The 15,144-nt window shown below is 67.1% G+C and carries 12 protein-coding genes; 7 read left to right on the top strand and 5 right to left on the bottom strand.

Annotation, left to right across the window (positions count from 1 at the left end; all coding sequences use genetic code 11):
* The coding region (locus BJG92_RS10575; protein WP_232083964.1) for a PucR family transcriptional regulator ligand-binding domain-containing protein at positions 1 to 1,053 on the bottom strand (1,053 nt) is incomplete at its 3' end.
* Positions 1,054 to 1,195: 142 nt separating this feature from the next.
* Here BJG92_RS10575 and BJG92_RS10570 point away from each other — a divergent pair.
* From BJG92_RS10570 to BJG92_RS10560, 3 genes are all read left to right on the top strand, one after another.
* Complete coding sequence (locus tag BJG92_RS10570) at positions 1,196 to 2,626, top strand: gamma-aminobutyraldehyde dehydrogenase (RefSeq protein WP_232083963.1); 1,431 nt, start codon at positions 1,196 to 1,198, stop codon at positions 2,624 to 2,626.
* A gap of 49 nt (positions 2,627 to 2,675) precedes the next feature.
* Positions 2,676 to 4,031, top strand: coding sequence for a 4-aminobutyrate--2-oxoglutarate transaminase (gene gabT, locus BJG92_RS10565; RefSeq protein ID WP_232083962.1), 1,356 nt, complete (start codon positions 2,676 to 2,678; stop codon positions 4,029 to 4,031).
* A gap of 242 nt (positions 4,032 to 4,273) precedes the next feature.
* Positions 4,274 to 5,146, top strand: a complete 873-nt coding sequence (locus BJG92_RS10560) for a universal stress protein (RefSeq protein WP_232083961.1) — start codon at positions 4,274 to 4,276, stop codon at positions 5,144 to 5,146.
* A 127-nt stretch (positions 5,147 to 5,273) separates the two neighbouring features.
* Here BJG92_RS10560 and BJG92_RS10555 read toward each other — a convergent pair whose 3' ends face one another.
* The 4 genes from BJG92_RS10555 to rarD form a co-directional block, all read right to left on the bottom strand.
* Complete coding sequence (locus tag BJG92_RS10555; RefSeq protein ID WP_232083960.1) at positions 5,274 to 6,092, bottom strand: class I SAM-dependent methyltransferase; 819 nt, start codon at positions 6,090 to 6,092, stop codon at positions 5,274 to 5,276.
* Positions 6,089 to 7,690: a bifunctional diguanylate cyclase/phosphodiesterase gene (locus BJG92_RS10550; RefSeq protein WP_232083959.1), complete on the bottom strand. Its 1,602-nt coding sequence runs from the start codon at positions 7,688 to 7,690 to the stop codon at positions 6,089 to 6,091. Before BJG92_RS10550 ends, BJG92_RS10555 begins: the two co-directional genes overlap by 4 nt.
* Positions 7,677 to 8,081 (bottom strand): STAS/SEC14 domain-containing protein, encoded by a 405-nt coding sequence (locus BJG92_RS10545; protein WP_232083958.1) that lies wholly within the window; start codon positions 8,079 to 8,081, stop codon positions 7,677 to 7,679. The genes BJG92_RS10550 and BJG92_RS10545 overlap by 14 nt, the downstream gene beginning before the upstream one ends.
* Before the next feature lie 115 nt (positions 8,082 to 8,196).
* A complete protein-coding gene (rarD, locus tag BJG92_RS10540) occupies positions 8,197 to 9,219 on the bottom strand; it encodes an EamA family transporter RarD (RefSeq protein ID WP_232083957.1) in 1,023 nt (340 codons plus the stop codon).
* A 189-nt stretch (positions 9,220 to 9,408) separates the two neighbouring features.
* Here rarD and BJG92_RS10535 point away from each other — a divergent pair, with 189 nt between their 5' ends.
* From BJG92_RS10535 to adhP, 4 genes are all read left to right on the top strand, one after another.
* A complete protein-coding gene (locus tag BJG92_RS10535; RefSeq protein ID WP_232083956.1) occupies positions 9,409 to 10,851 on the top strand; it encodes an FAD-dependent oxidoreductase in 1,443 nt (480 codons plus the stop codon).
* Between the two features lie 74 nt (positions 10,852 to 10,925).
* Positions 10,926 to 12,323, top strand: coding sequence for a helix-turn-helix domain-containing protein (locus BJG92_RS10530; protein ID WP_232083955.1), 1,398 nt, complete (start codon positions 10,926 to 10,928; stop codon positions 12,321 to 12,323).
* A 111-nt stretch (positions 12,324 to 12,434) separates the two neighbouring features.
* The gene (locus BJG92_RS10525) at positions 12,435 to 13,958 is read left to right on the top strand and encodes an aldehyde dehydrogenase family protein (RefSeq protein ID WP_232083954.1); all 1,524 of its coding nucleotides are present in this window, start codon (positions 12,435 to 12,437) and stop codon (positions 13,956 to 13,958) included.
* A 169-nt stretch (positions 13,959 to 14,127) separates the two neighbouring features.
* Positions 14,128 to 15,138 (top strand): alcohol dehydrogenase AdhP, encoded by a 1,011-nt coding sequence (adhP, locus tag BJG92_RS10520; protein WP_232083978.1) that lies wholly within the window; start codon positions 14,128 to 14,130, stop codon positions 15,136 to 15,138.
* Positions 15,139 to 15,144 lie beyond the last annotated feature (6 nt).

Below are 15,144 nucleotides of genomic sequence, written 5' to 3'. Positions count from 1 at the left end.
GGGTTTCGTGTACGCCCCGCCGATCCCGATCGTGGCGTGGATCCCGGCCTCTGCCAGATGGTCGCTGAGCCTCCTGGCCAGTGCGGCGGCGCCGCTGCCGTCGTCGTGGATGACGGCGATCAGGTCCTGCCCGACGACGGCGCTGACCGCCGACTCGAGCGGCTGGGGCAGCGAGGAACTCCCGAGCTGCTTGTAGTGGGCTGCCGACTCGGCCAGCAGGACCACGTTCTTGCGGGTGCTGTTGATGCCCACGCCCGCGAGCCGTCGGGTGGCTTCGCTGGGCTCGAGCGCGCCCCGGATCACGTCCTCGAGCACCTGCCCGGCCAGGGCGCGCTGGGCCTGGCGCTGCTTGACCATGTTGTTCAGCTCGACGCTGATCAGGTTCTGGGCGTAGCCGACGATCCCGGAGTCCTCGAACGGCTGCTGGATCCATAACGTGCAGGCATCCCTGCGCCCGGTAGGGATGGGGTAGGAACTCCAGCCGTCAGCACTCGGTGCGGGATTTCCTGCCGCGCTGTTGTAGAGCTGTGCAGTGAACTGGGTCAGCACGATCTCGGTGCGCAGCATGGACCCGAGGTGCCTGAGCAGTTCCGCGAGGCCGCCGCCGGTGAGCAGGGCGCGGGCCAGGATCTGGTGCCCGGCGATCAGGCGTTCCAGCTTGGCGAAGTTGTCCGCGGCCTGGGCGTCCGCCACGAGCTTGCCGATCGCGATGAACGGCGTCTCGTACGGCACCTCCACGATCGGCAGGCCCCAGCGGTTGGCCTCGGCGATGAGGGCCGGCGGCACAGCGTCGTGGGTCAGGCCGATCCCGAACCCGATCCCCACCGCGCCGGCACGCTGGACCTGGCGGACGAAGCGGCGCTGCTCCGGGGCGCTTTTGAGCCGCATGCCGGTGGTGAGGACGAGTTCACCGCCGTTCAGGAACCGCTGCGGGTCTTCCTGCTCGCTGACCGCCACCCAGCGGATGTCCTGGTGCCAGGTGGTTTCCGCGAGGCCGGCCTTGGTGAGTTTGAGGGAGGAAACCCCCAGCAGGGCAGCAAGTGAAATGGCCATGGAGTCAGGATAGCCGGGGGCTGGGCAGGCGCACTAAAGTATGGCGGCTACGGTGTGCAGGTGACTATTCCCAGGCTTGCCCGCCTGGCATAGGCTCGAAGGAGTCTCATTGGGTCCTTCAGCACGAAAGAGGTTGTACACCGTGGTTCAAACCTTGCAGAACTTCATCAACGGCGAGTTTGTCACGCCCGCCGGAACCGGGATGCTGGACATCGTCAATCCCACAAACGGGGACGTAGTGGCCACGACGCCGATTTCGGTCGAAGCCGACGTCGACGCCGCCATGACGGCCGCGAAGGACGCCTTCAAGAGCTGGAAGCACACGACGCCGGGGCAGCGCCAGCTGATGCTGCTCAAGCTCGCCGACGCCGTCGAGGCCAACACTGACGAACTCGTCGAGGCCCAGCACCGCAACACCGGCCAGGTCCGGTCCCTGATCGCGTCCGAGGAAGTCGCCGCCGGCGCCGACCAGCTGCGCTTCTTCGCCGGGGCCGCGCGCATCATGGAGGGCAAATCCGCCGGTGAGTACTTCGAGGGGCACACCTCCTTCGTCCGGCGCGAACCGATCGGCGTCGTCGCGCAGGTCGCGCCGTGGAACTACCCGTTCCTGATGGCCATCTGGAAGATCGGTCCCGCCCTGGCCGCCGGCAACACCGTGGTCCTCAAGCCCTCGGACACCACCCCGGAATCCACCCTTGTCCTGGCCCGCCTCGCCGGCGAGATCTTCCCCGCCGGTGTCCTCAACGTCGTCCTGGGCACCGGCGCGACGGGCGCCCTGATGGTGGAGCACAAGGTACCCGGACTCGTCTCCATCACCGGCTCCGTGCGGGCCGGCATCGCCGTCGCCTCCGGCGCCGCCAAGGGTCTCAAACGCGCGCACCTGGAACTCGGCGGGAAGGCGCCGGCCATCGTGTTCAAGGATGCGGATCTCAAGAAGAGCGCCGCGGCCATCGCCGAGTTCGCGTTCTTCAACGCCGGCCAGGACTGCACCGCGATCACCCGCGTGCTGGTCCAGGATGAGGTGCACGACGACGTCGTGGCGGCCATGGTGGAGCACACCAAGACCCTGCACACGGGCTCGCAGAACGACGAAGACAACTACTTCGGCCCGCTGAACAACGTCAACCACTTCAAGGCCGTTTCCTCGGTGGTCGAACACCTGCCGGCGAACTGCAAGATCGAGACCGGCGGCCACCGGGCGGGCGAGAAGGGGTTCTTCTTCGAGCCCACCATCATCACCGGCGCCAGGCAGAGCGATGACATCGTGCAGAAGGAAACCTTTGGCCCGGTCATCACCGTGCAGAAGTTCAGCACGGAGGAAGAGGCCGTGGAGCTGGCCAACGACGTCGACTACGCCCTCGCCTCCAGCGTCTGGACCACCGACCACGGCACGGCCATGCGCGTCAGCCGCGACCTCGACTTCGGCGCCGTGTGGATCAACACCCACATCCTCCTCACCGCCGAAATGCCGCACGGAGGCTTCAAGCAGTCCGGCTACGGCAAGGACCTCTCCATGTACGGCGTCGAGGACTACACCCGAATCAAACACGTGATGACCGCGCTCGACGCCTAACGCCCCCGTATAACGCTGTCGCGTACCCCGCGCTGAGAAAGGCTTTCCCATGACCACCACCGCACATGACATCACATACCGGCTGGAGCAGAAGCGCCGCGTCCAGGCCGACTTCCCGGGCCCCAAGTCCCTCGCCCTGACCGAACGCCGCAAGGCCGTCGTCGCTGCCGGCGTCGCGTCCAGCGTCCCGGTGTTCGTCGCCGACGCCGACGGCGGCATCATCCATGACGTCGACGGCAACTCCTTCATCGACCTCGGCTCGGGCATCGCCGTCACCAGCGTCGGCGCCTCGGACCCCGCCGTCGTCGGCGCCGTCAAGGAGGCGGTGGAGCACTTCACCCACACCTGCTTCATGGTCACGCCCTACGAGGGCTATGTCGCCGTCGCCGAGCAGCTGAACCGGCTCACCCCCGGGGACCACGCGAAGCGCACGGTGCTCTTCAACTCCGGCGCCGAGGCCGTGGAAAACGCCGTCAAGGTGGCCCGCCTCGCTACCGGCCGGGACGCCGTCGTCGCCTTTGACCATGCCTACCATGGCCGCACCAACCTGACCATGGCACTGACCGCCAAGGCCATGCCGTACAAAACCAACTTCGGCCCGTTCGCCCCCGAGGTCTACCGCATGCCGATGAGCTACCCGTTCCGTGAGGAAAACCCGGGGATCACCGGTGCCGAGGCCGCCAAGCGCGCCATCACCATGATCGAAAAGCAGATCGGCGGCGAACAGGTTGCCGCGATCATCATCGAACCCATCCAGGGCGAGGGCGGCTTCATCGTCCCCGCCGAGGGCTTCCTGCCCGCACTTGCCGCGTGGGCCAAGGACAAGGGCATCGTCTTCATCGCAGACGAGGTCCAGTCCGGCTTCTGCCGCACGGGTGAATGGTTCGCCGTGAACCACGAGGGTGTTGTCCCGGACATCATCACCATGGCCAAGGGCATCGCCGGCGGCATGCCGCTCTCGGCCATCACCGGCCGCGCCGAACTGCTCGACGCCGTCCACCCGGGCGGCCTCGGCGGCACCTACGGCGGCAACCCGGTGGCGTGCGCCGCGGCGCTGGCATCCATCGGTTCGATGGAGCAGTACGACCTCAACGCCCGCGCCCGGCACATCGAGGAGATCGCCCTCGGCAGGCTCCGTGAGCTCGCAGCTGAACATCAGGTGATCGGTGACGTCCGGGGCCGGGGCGCCATGCTCGCGATCGAACTGGTCCAGGCCGGTTCCAAGGAACCGAACCCGGAGCTGACCAAGGCCGTGGCGGCAGCCTGCCTCAAGGAAGGCGTCATCATCCTCACCTGCGGCACGTATGGCAACGTCATCCGGCTGCTGCCGCCGCTGGTCATCAGCGACGAGCTCCTGCTGGACGGCCTCCAGGTCCTGGCCGCAGCCGTCAAGGCCAACGCCTAATACGCCAACCCACAAAGGACGGGCCGCGGACCAGGGGTCCGCGGCCCGTCCATTTTCCCCCCAGCCCGGTTTCCAGCCCGGGTGCGGAAGGTTCCCCGGCTCACGGCCGAAAGCCAGGGACTATTCGGGCCTGCGCTGGGCTAGAGTCGTTCCTACCACTGCAGGAACGCAGACCGGCCGACGTCGCCCGGAACCCCCGGACTATGGCTGGCTTCTGCCCCAGACCCATAAGGGGTTTACACATGCGATACGTAGTTGGCTATACCCCCAACGACCGCGGCGCCGACGCCGTTGCGCTGGCGTCAGCCATGGCCCGAGCCCAGGGGGCGCACCTCGACCTCGTCTACGTCGTGGACCGGCGCACCCCTTACGTCGCCACGAACCCGGAGGGGAGCCGTGTCAGCGCCGCGGAGCAGGAAGTGCTGACCGCCGAACGGGAGGGCCTGGCACTGGTCCCCGAAGGCCTCGAGGCCCGGTTCCATGTCCGCCAGGCCGATTCAGACGCCGCCGGCCTCATTGATGCGGCACTGGAGTATAAGGCCGGCCTGATCGTGGTGGGTGCCGCGAGCGCCGGGCTGTTCAAGCGCTACACCATCGGCAGCGCGGCCAACGCCCTGCTCCACGCCTCGCCGGTCCCGGTGCTGCTGGCTCCCCGGGGCTACCGTCGGACGGAACCGATTACCCGGCTGACGCTCGCCGTCGGCCAGCGCACCGGCGCGGAGGCGGCGATCGACGTCGCGATCGAATCCGCTGAACGCCGCGGTGTCCCGCTGCGGCTGGTCTCCCTTGTGGAACTCGACGCCGAAGGGACCAGCGGCGAAAACATCAACGCGGCGCACATCCACGCCAATACGGTCCTGACCGCGGCCTCCCACCGGCTCCCGGCCGGGCACCACGTCACGGTGGAAGTTGCCCACGGGCGCACCATCGAGGAAGCGATCGATGACCTCGAGTGGGACGACGGCGAGATCCTGATCGTGGGTTCCTCCCGTCTGGCGGAGAAGAACAAACTGTTTATCGGCAGCACAGCACACAAGGTGCTCCTTGCCCTGCCGGTCCCCATGGTGGTGGTCCCGCGCGACTACGTGCGGATCAACACCAGCCCCGAGGACTAGCGCCGGTCCCGGCCCGCTGCAGCCAGTGCCGCCGCGGGCCGGGCTGCCGGGTCCCGGCCCGCTGCAGCCAGTGCTGGCGCGGACCGGGCTGCCGGGCTGCCGGGGGCCGGGCGCCGGGGGCTGCGCGCTAGCCGTGCCGGCGGCCCAGGGCCGCCCAGTAGGCCGGAATCCGGACGCCGGAACCGTCGCCGTGCATCGGTGCTGTGTCCAGGGTGGTCGCACCTTCCGCAATCACCGTCCAGTCGCGGGCAGGGAATACCCGGCGCCGTTGCCGGGCACCAAAATGGCCCGGCTTCGGAAGGGATGCGATGGCCTGCCGCAGGGGTCCGGGGATACCACGTCCGGTGGCCCCCAGCCCGCGCAGATAGTTGAGGGCCCCGCCGGAAACATTTGACTCCACAAGGTAGATCCGGCCGCGGGTTCCGAGCAGGGGCTGGATTGCCCGAGCGAGTGCGGCCTGGCGGCGGGGGCTGAGGACATGGAAGACGCCCCGGACAAAGACGTTCACTTCGCCCAGATCCCGTGAGAGGGCAGCGACTGCTTCCGGGTCCGTAGCGTCCAGCACCATGAATTTGAGGTGCGGCATCCCAGCGGATGCTGACCTGGCGGCCTCGACGGCCCCGCGGGATACATCGGCTCCCACGACGGCGGGAAACACGCCGGCGAGCCGCCGGGAAACGGCGCCGGTGCCACAGCCGATATCCACGATGGTGAGTCCGGTGTCCAGCAGGCTGGCCGCGCGCTCAAGATGCTGGTCAATCTCGTCGCCCCCGGTGGCCTCCCAGATGACGGCTTCGTGCAGCGAACCTGCCGAGACGCCGCTCCAGAAATCGTCCCAGAGGCCATCGGGGTGCCGGGGGAGCCGGATGGACAGTGCGGCCACCCGGAGGACGAGCCGGAGGGTGTCGGCAGCCCTCGCCAGGGCACCTGGCAGGCGGCTGATCACGTCTGCGCCCGCGCGACGTGCCGTCCCCGGCCCTCCCGGCCCCCGGCGCCGGCAAAAGAGGCGATGCCAGCCAGTCCGCCGGCGGCTAGAACCGCCGTCATATCCGCCACGGCCAGAGGGCGGCTGAAGAAGTACCCCTGACCGAATTCGCAGTCCAGGTCCCTGAGCTTCTCCGCCTGCGCCTGGTGCTCGATTCCCTCGGCTACGGCTCCCAGGCCCGCCGAATGGATCAGCTGCAGGATTGCGGCGACGAAATTCTCCTGTTGACTGTCCTCCACCAGGCCGTCGATGAGTGACTTGTCAATTTTCGCATGCAGGGCCGGAAGGGTTCGCAAGTAGCTGATGGACGAATAGCCTGTGCCGAAATCGTCAATCTCCAAGGGAATTCCCAGCCCATTGAGCGCCTCCATGGTTCTGGAGACCTCCGGGCCGCCGCTCATGATCGCCGTTTCCGTTATTTCTATCGCGACCTGCTCCGGGGCTACCCCGTACTCAGCGAGCAACCCCTGGACGTACCGGGCCAGATCGCTGTGATGGAGTTCCACGGCCGAAAGGTTGACATGGATACGGAAATTCGCGGGAAGACCCGGTGCCGTCCGCCAGCTTCCGGCCTGTGCGATGGCGTGGTCCAGCACCCAGCGGCCGATTTCCACCGTGAGGCCGCCTTCCTCCGCCGCGGGGAGGAACGAATCCGGCGCCAGCAGGCCCCGCCTCGGATGGCGCCAGCGGATCAGGGCCTCAGCCCCCGCGAGCCGCCCCGTTCGCAGGTCGATGATTGGCTGGTAATGGAGTTCAAACTCGCCGGCAGCGAGCGCCGCCCGTACTTCCGTCACCAGGTGGACCCGCTCCTTCGCGGTCTCATGCATGGCCTGGGTGAACACCTGCATCTTGTCCGGGCCCTGTTTTTTCGCCTCGTGCAAGGCAATGTTGGCGTCACGGATGAGCTCGTCACTTCGGAGCCCGGTCTCGCCGAACCGAACCCCGGTTCCTGCTGTGACGGTCACTGCGATTCCGCCCGCCTGGATCTTTGCCTCGATCCCGGACAGGAGGCGGGCGGCGAGTTGCAGCACGTCCTCGGGCTCACAGCCCAGAACAAGCACGGCGAATTCGTCCCCGCTGAGCCGCGCCACCAGATGCTGCTCGCCTGCCGCGGATTTCAGGCGCCGGGCGACTTCCACCAGAACGGTGTCTCCTGCCGCATTTCCCAGGCTGTCGTTGATCAATCGGAAGGAATCAAGGTCCATGAGGATGAGCGCGGGCGGTTTGCCGGATTGCTCGGCCGCCAGGATGGCGTGGGAGATCGTTTCGCGCAGCAGCGAACGGCTAGCGAGGCCCGTAAGTTCATCGGTGTTGATGACCCGGCGCAGGTCCGTCTTCGCATCTTCCAGCAGCGCCGTGCGCTCTTCGACCCGGATTTCCAGGCTGTCGTACATGCTTTGAAGCTCTTCGGCGAGCAAATTGATGCCGGTGGTCACAGCGTCGATGCCGTCCCGGGCCGGGGAAATCTCCATGCGGTTGGAAAGATCTCCGGAGGAGAGGACAACGATGCCTGCCACCAGTTGCTCGAGCCGCCTACCGTCGTCGTTACTCGCGAGCATCGGCCTGGGACATCAACCAGTTGACAGCCTCGTCCTGGCTGGTGAAAAACTTCGTCGGAACCGGTGCGGTGTGGACACCCAGGAAGAAATTGGCGATGACCCGGTCAACGGGTGAGGAGCCGAGCAGGGCAATGGCGGAGGCATCGCAGCGTTGGGAAAACACAGCCCTCGCGGGCCGGCTCACTGAATTTGTGGTGGCCATATCGATCAGGAGCGGCAGCTGCCGTCCCTCGCACAGTTCATTGACACGGTCCATGGCCAGCTGCGCGCCGGAGCCGTCGATACTGACTCCCCGCGCCCAGACGAGCCGCAGGATGCCGTTGGGGTCAAGCTCAAGGGATTCGATGTCCGACCCGCCTGGGGTTTCAAGATCCCGATCAGGCACGGGCATACCTCAGCTTCCAACTTATTGCGTCCAATGCCTCGACACTAACGCACCGGATCCCCCTTCGCGTTCACCGGCACAGCCGTTGCGGGCCCGCGGCGGGTTGGCCGGCATCCCGGAATTAGGCGGCCGCCCGGGCGAGTTTGCGTGTCACGGAGTTCTGCCGTGCAGTCCGGAGCATGTCCACGGTCAGCACCAGCAACGCCAGCCACACGACGCCGAAGCCGATCCAGCGGTCCGTGGTCATGGTTTCCCCGAACACCGCCAGGGCCACGATGAACTGCAGGACCGGGGCGAAGTACTGGAGCAGGCCGATCATGGTCATCGGCAGCCGGCGTGCGGAGGCGCCGAAGAACAGCAGCGGCACGGCGGTGATGATGCCCGACGCCGCCAGCAGCCAGAAGTGCGCGGGGCCGTTGGCGCCGAGCGTTGCCGCACCGTTGAGCGCGAGGAAGATCATGGTCCCGGCGGCCACGGGTGTCAGGACCATCGTTTCGACCGAGAGGCTGGTGATGGCATCCGCCCGCGGGCCCACGCGCTTCTTGAGGAAACCGTAGAGGCCGAAGCTCAGCGCCAGGGTCAGGGCGATCCACGGCAGCTTCCCGTAGGAGACCGTCAGTACGCCCACGGCAATGAACCCGATTGCGACGGCGGCCCACTGGAGCCTCCGCAGTTTCTCCTTGAGGACGAAGACGCCCAGCAACACGGAGACGAGCGGGTTGATGAAGTAGCCCAGGGAGGCTTCTACTGCCTGGCCGGTGGTGACGCCGTACACGTAGGTCAGCCAGTTCACCGCGATCAGGACAGCGGCGAGGATCAGCGGGACAATCACTGTGCGGTTACGGAACGCCGCCCCGAGCACCCGCCAGGACCGGGTAATGGTGACGAGCAGCATGCAGAAGACCAGGGACCAGATGACCCGGTTGGCCACGATCTCGACTGCTCCGGCCGGCTGCAGCAGGAAAAAGTACAGTGGCATCAGGCCCCACAGCCCGTAGGCGCCGATGCCGAAGAGGATCCCCGCCGTCGTGTCCTTGTCCACGGAATGAGGCGCAGTCGGCGGGCCTCCGGCGGGCGCGCCCGCCCGGGGAGCGGTCAGCGTGGCTGGGGCGAGGGTTCCGTCGGGGGTAGGCACAGGATCCATAACGCCGCCCCGGGCAGCCGTATTCCTGCCCTGGACACCGTTGCCGCCGGCCCTCCCGGCCGACCCGCCGGCCGGGCCTCCGTGCGATCTCTGTCACGGCGGGCCGCACGGGGTCCCGCGGACATTTAGAATGGGGGGATTGTGCACTGCCTCGCCTGATGCAGCCGCCACGACTCAGAAGGGCTTCCGGTGTCCAACTCGGCCGAAACCACCTCCAATCGACCCCTCCGCGTCGCGATTGTCGGCGCCGGGCCGGCCGGCGTCTACGCTGCCGACATCCTGACGAAGTCCAATGAGGTCAAGGACGGCGACTTCGAGGTCAGCATCGACCTCTTCGAGGCGTACCCGGCGCCGTACGGGCTGATCCGCTACGGCGTGGCCCCGGACCACCCACGGATCAAAGGCATCGTCAACGCCCTGCACAAGGTGCTGGACCGCGGCGATATCCGGTTCCTCGGCAACGTCACCTACGGCCGCGACCTGACCCTGCACGACTTGCGCGCGTTCTACGACGCCGTGATCTTCTCGACCGGCGCCATCAAGGACGCGGACCTCGACGTCCCCGGCGTCGGGCTTAAGGGCTCCTTCGGCGGGGCTGACTTCGTTTCCTGGTACGACGGGCACCCCGATGTTCCCCGCGACTGGCCGCTGGATGCCAAGGAAATCGCCGTGATCGGCAACGGCAACGTGGCACTGGACGTCGCCCGGATGCTCGCCAAGCACGCCGACGAACTGCTCGTGACGGAAATCCCGGACAACGTCTACCAGGCGCTCAAGAACTCCCCGGTCACCGATGTGCACGTTTTCGGCCGCCGCGGACCGGCCCAGGTGAAGTTCACCCCGCTGGAGTTGCGTGAACTCAGCCATGCCAAGGACGTGGATATCGTCCTGTACCCGGAGGACTTCGAGTTCGACGAGGCCTCGGATGAGGCGATCCGCAGCAACAACCAGATCCGCACCATGGTCAACACCCTGAGCAACTGGCTCGTCGAGGAGCATGCCGAGGCCGAAGAACCCTCTTCCCGCCGCCTGCACCTGCACTTCCTGCACAACCCGGTGGAAATCCACGGAACAACAGGCGACTCCGCGCACCCCGGCCAGGTCGCCGGCATCAAGTTCGAGCGCATGCAGCTGGACGGCACCGGCAACGTCAAGGGCACCGGGGAGTTCCTCGACTACCCGGTCCAGGCCGTCTACCGCGCCATCGGCTACCACGGCTCGCCGCTGGACGAACTGGAATTCGACGCCCGCCGCGGCATCATCCCCAATGAGGGCGGCCGCGTGCTCGATGCCGCGGGACAGCCGGTTCCGGGGATCTACACGACCGGCTGGATCAAGCGCGGACCTGTGGGCCTGATCGGGCACACGAAGGGCGACGCGCTGGAGACCATCGGCTTCCTGCTCGAGGACCGGCTCACCCTGCCGCCGGCCCGGAACCCGGACCCGCAGGCGATCATCGATCTCCTCGACGAGCGCGGAATCGAATACACCACCTGGGCAGGCTGGAACAGGCTCGACGCCCACGAGCTCGCCCTCGGCGCGGAGTGGTCCGCCGCGGACCCCAACGGCATTGTCCGGGAACGCGTCAAGGTTGTGCCCCGCGAGGACATGATCGAGATTTCACGCGACTGAGTGACCCGCCCCCGTAGACTGGGCCGCACGTGGCAGCCTACGGTTCGCCGTCGCGCCCTTCAGGTGGGAGTTCAATGAGGAATCTGGTCCATCCGGCAGCCCGGTTCCCGCCAGCGGGCGGGAACACGGCGGAGCTGCGCCAGCAGTATGCCACCGCCGGCCACGAGCAGCTCGATTCCCAAGGACTTGTATTCCCCGCGGACCTGCACCTCCCCGGCCTGAGCCGGCTGATCCAGGACTCGTGGCGGCGCTCGGCGCAGTTGCACGCGAACCCGGACAACCCCGAAGCCCCGCTGGCCATGGACCGAGACGAACTCGAAGAGTACCGGCGACAGCATCCGCTGGCCGCTATCATGCCCGTCATTCACAAGCTCCTGGTCCTGCCCAGTCACGACAGCGGGATGCTGGTGGCCGTGGGAGACGAGGTGGGCCGTCTGCTGTGGGTCGAAGGCGACGCCGCCATGCTGCGCCGCGCCGAGGGCATGATGTTCGTTCCGGGCGCCGACTGGTCCGAGGCCACTGTGGGAACGAGTGCCCCCGGGACAGCTTTGGCGCTGGGCAGGGGGATCCAGATCTCCGGCGCCGAACACTACAAACGCTCGGTGCACCCGTGGAGCTGCACGGCCGTGCCCATCCACGATCCCGATTCGGGGGCCCTGCTGGGCGTCGTCGATATCACCGGGACCGAGTCCGCCGTCGCGCCGCATGCGCTGTCGCTCGTTGAAGCCACGGTGGCCGCCGCGCAGGCCCATCTGAGGGTGGAAAGGCTCCAGCTGGCCGCGTCCCGGCGGGCCTCGCCGTCCCGCCGGCGGAGCGGGGCGTCCGCTTCACAGGCTGACCCGGCAAGGGGAGGCGGCAGCCTCTACCGCAACAGCCTCCAGCTTCTGGGCCGGGACCAGGCCCTGCTCAGCATCGACGGCCGGACTGTGGCGTTAACCGCCCGGCACAGTGAAATCCTTGCCCTGCTCAGCACGCACCCGGAAGGACTGAACGCCGAGGAGCTCTGCACATTGCTGTACCCCGGCGACGCCGCCACCATGACGCTCCGGGCCGAGATGGTGCGGTTGCGCAAGGTGCTCCAGCAGCTGAACCCGGACGCGGTCCCGGAATCCCGCCCCTACCGGCTGCCGATGGATTTGGTGCCCGACGCCGGCCAGGTCCTCAGCTGCCTGCAGCGCGGCGCGCACCGGATCGCCCTGGAAATTTACCGCGGTGCCGTGCTGCCGCGCTCGGAAGCCCCGGGCATCGCCGGGCTTCGGACCCGGATTTCGGCCCTGCTCCGCGAAGCGGTGCTGACGGACGGCAGCGCCGAATCGCTGCTGAAGTACGCCGGGCTGCCCGAGGCGAGGGACGACGTCGAGGTCCGGCTGGCGGCGCTCAGGCTCCTGCCGCCGCGCTCACCGAAGCGCGCCGCCGTCGTCGCCGATCTGGAACGGCTCGACGCGGAACTCAGCGCGTGGCCACGCACGTGACCCGGCTCACTCGGCCTGCAACCTGACTGCAACCTCCCCGCTCCTAGGCTGAACGCAACGGCGGCGCCGACATCTGGCCGCCCTCAATCTTGCACAGCAAAGGAGCTAGCAATGACTGTTTACGCACAGCCCGGCACCGAGGGCTCGAAGGTCACCTTCAAGGACCGCTACGAGAACTGGATCGGCGGCGAGTGGGTTGCCCCGGTCAAGGGCCAGTACTTCGAGAACATCACCCCGGTCACCGGCAAGGCTTTCTGCGAAGTTGCCCGCGGCACCGCCGAGGACATTGAACTCGCGCTCGATGCCGCCCACAAGGTTGCTCCTTCCTGGGGCAAGACCTCCGTCGCCGAGCGCGCCGCGATCCTCAACAAGATCGCGGACCGGATCGACGAGAACCTCGAGATGCTCGCCGTCGCCGAATCCTGGGACAACGGCAAGCCGATTCGCGAGACCCTGAACGCCGACATTCCGCTCGCGGCTGACCACTTCCGCTACTTCGCCTCCGCGGTCCGCGCCCAGGAGGGGCGGCTGTCCCAGCTCGACGACGACACCACCGCCTACCACTACCACGAGCCGCTCGGCGTCGTCGGCCAGATTATTCCCTGGAACTTCCCGATCCTGATGGCCGTCTGGAAGCTGGCCCCGGCCCTCGCCGCCGGCAACGCCGTGGTCCTCAAGCCGGCCGAGCAGACCCCGTCCTCGATTTTGGTGCTGATGGAGCTCATCGGCGATCTACTGCCGGCCGGCGTCCTCAACGTCGTCAACGGCTTCGGCGTGGAGGCCGGCAAGCCCCTGGCTTCAAGCCCCCGGATCCGCAAGATCGCCTTCACCGGGGAAACCTCCACCGGCAGGCTGATCAGCCAGTACGCCAGCCAGAACCTGATCCCGGTGACCCTGGAACTGGGCGGCAAGAGCCCGAACATTTTCTTCAATGATGTTGCCGATTCCGACGACGCGTTCTACGACAAGGCGCAGGAGGGCTTCACGCTCTTCGCCTTCAACCAGGGCGAAGTCTGCACCTGCCCGTCCCGTGCCCTGGTCCAGGACGGCATCTACGATTCGTTCATGGCCGATGCCATTGCCCGGGTCGAGAAGATCATCCAGGGCAACCCGCTGGATACCGAGACGCAGCTCGGCGCCCAGGCCTCCAACGACCAGCTGGAAAAGATCCTCTCCTACATCGACATCGGAAAGCAGGAGGGCGCCAAGGTGCTCACCGGAGGCGCTCGGGCCGAAATGCCCGGCGACCTGGCCGGGGGCTACTACGTCCAGCCGACCATCTTCGAAGGCCACAACAAGATGCGGATCTTCCAGGAGGAGATCTTCGGTCCCGTGGTTTCCGTGACGCGCTTCAGCGACTACAACGACGCCATGGGCATCGCCAACGACACCCTCTACGGCCTCGGCGCCGGCGTCTGGTCCCGTAACGGCAACGTCGCCTACCGTGCCGGCCGTGAAATCCAGGCCGGCCGCGTGTGGGTCAACAACTACCACGCCTACCCGGCCGGCGCCGCGTTCGGCGGCTACAAGTCCTCCGGGATCGGGCGCGAGAACCACGCGATGATGCTGGACCACTACCAGCAGACCAAGAACCTCCTGGTCAGCTACAACGAGAACAAGCTCGGCTTCTTCTAAGCCGCAACAAACCCGGGCGGGGCGGATCAGGAGTGATCCGCCCCGCCCGTACCACTTGTGCACCCACCCGGAAGGACACCGCCTCACCGCACACGCCTCTCGCTGAACCCACGCTTGATGACGCAAGGATTTCGCCATGACGACGACAATGACGACGACGACGACGACAATGCAAGCCGCAGTAGTGACCGAATTCGGCAAAGACCTACAGATCCAGACCCTCCCTGTACCCGTGCCGGGGCGGGGCGAGGCGCTCGTCAAGGTCCTGACCACCGGCGTCTGCCACACGGACCTCCACGCCGCGGAAGGCGACTGGCCGGTGAAACCAACCCCGCCGTTCATCCCCGGCCACGAAGGCGTCGGCGAGGTGGTTGCCCTCGGTGAGGGCGTCACGGACCTCGCAGTCGGGGACCTCGTCGGCAACGCCTGGCTCTGGTCCGCCTGCGGCGACTGCCAGTACTGCCGCACCGGTTGGGAAACCCTGTGCGAGGCGCAGCAGAACGCCGGCTACAGCGTTGACGGCTCCTTTGGCGAGTACATGCTGGTGGACACCCGCTTCGCGGCCAGGATCCCGGCTGGCTCGGACCCCGTGGAGGTGGCCCCGGTGCTCTGCGCCGGAGTGACCGTCTACAAGGGCCTGAAAATGACCGAGGCCCGGCCGGGCCAGTGGGTCACCATCTCGGGCATCGGCGGACTCGGCCACATCGCCGTCCAGTACGCGGTGGCCATGGGCCTGCGTGTTGCTGCGGTGGACATTGCCGATGACAAGCTCGCCCTGGCCAAAAAGCATGGCGCGGAGCTGACCGTCAACGCCCTGCACGAGGATCCCGCCGAAGTCATCCAGCGCGAAACCGGAGGTTGCCATGGAGTCCTGGTCACGGCGGTGCACCCGTCAGCATTCGGCCAGGCGATCGGGATGGCCCGCCGCGGCGGAACGATTGTGTTCAACGGCCTGCCGCCGGGCGACTTCCCGGCGCCGATCTTTGAGATTGTGCTCAAGGGCCTGACAGTCCGCGGCTCCATTGTGGGCACCCGCCAGGACCTGGCGGAAGCGCTGGACTTCTACGCCCAGGGCAAGATCCATCCCACGGTCTCCACGCGGGAACTCTCCGAAGTGAATGCCGTCCTCGACGAGATGAAGCACGCCAAGATCGACGGCCGCGTGGTCATCAAGTACTGATCAAGA

The sequence above is a fragment of the Arthrobacter sp. SO5 genome (assembly GCF_020532805.1).
Classification (GTDB): domain Bacteria; phylum Actinomycetota; class Actinomycetes; order Actinomycetales; family Micrococcaceae; genus Arthrobacter.
Note: the sequence above shows the minus strand (reverse complement) of the source record. Positions and strands in the feature narration are given on the sequence as shown.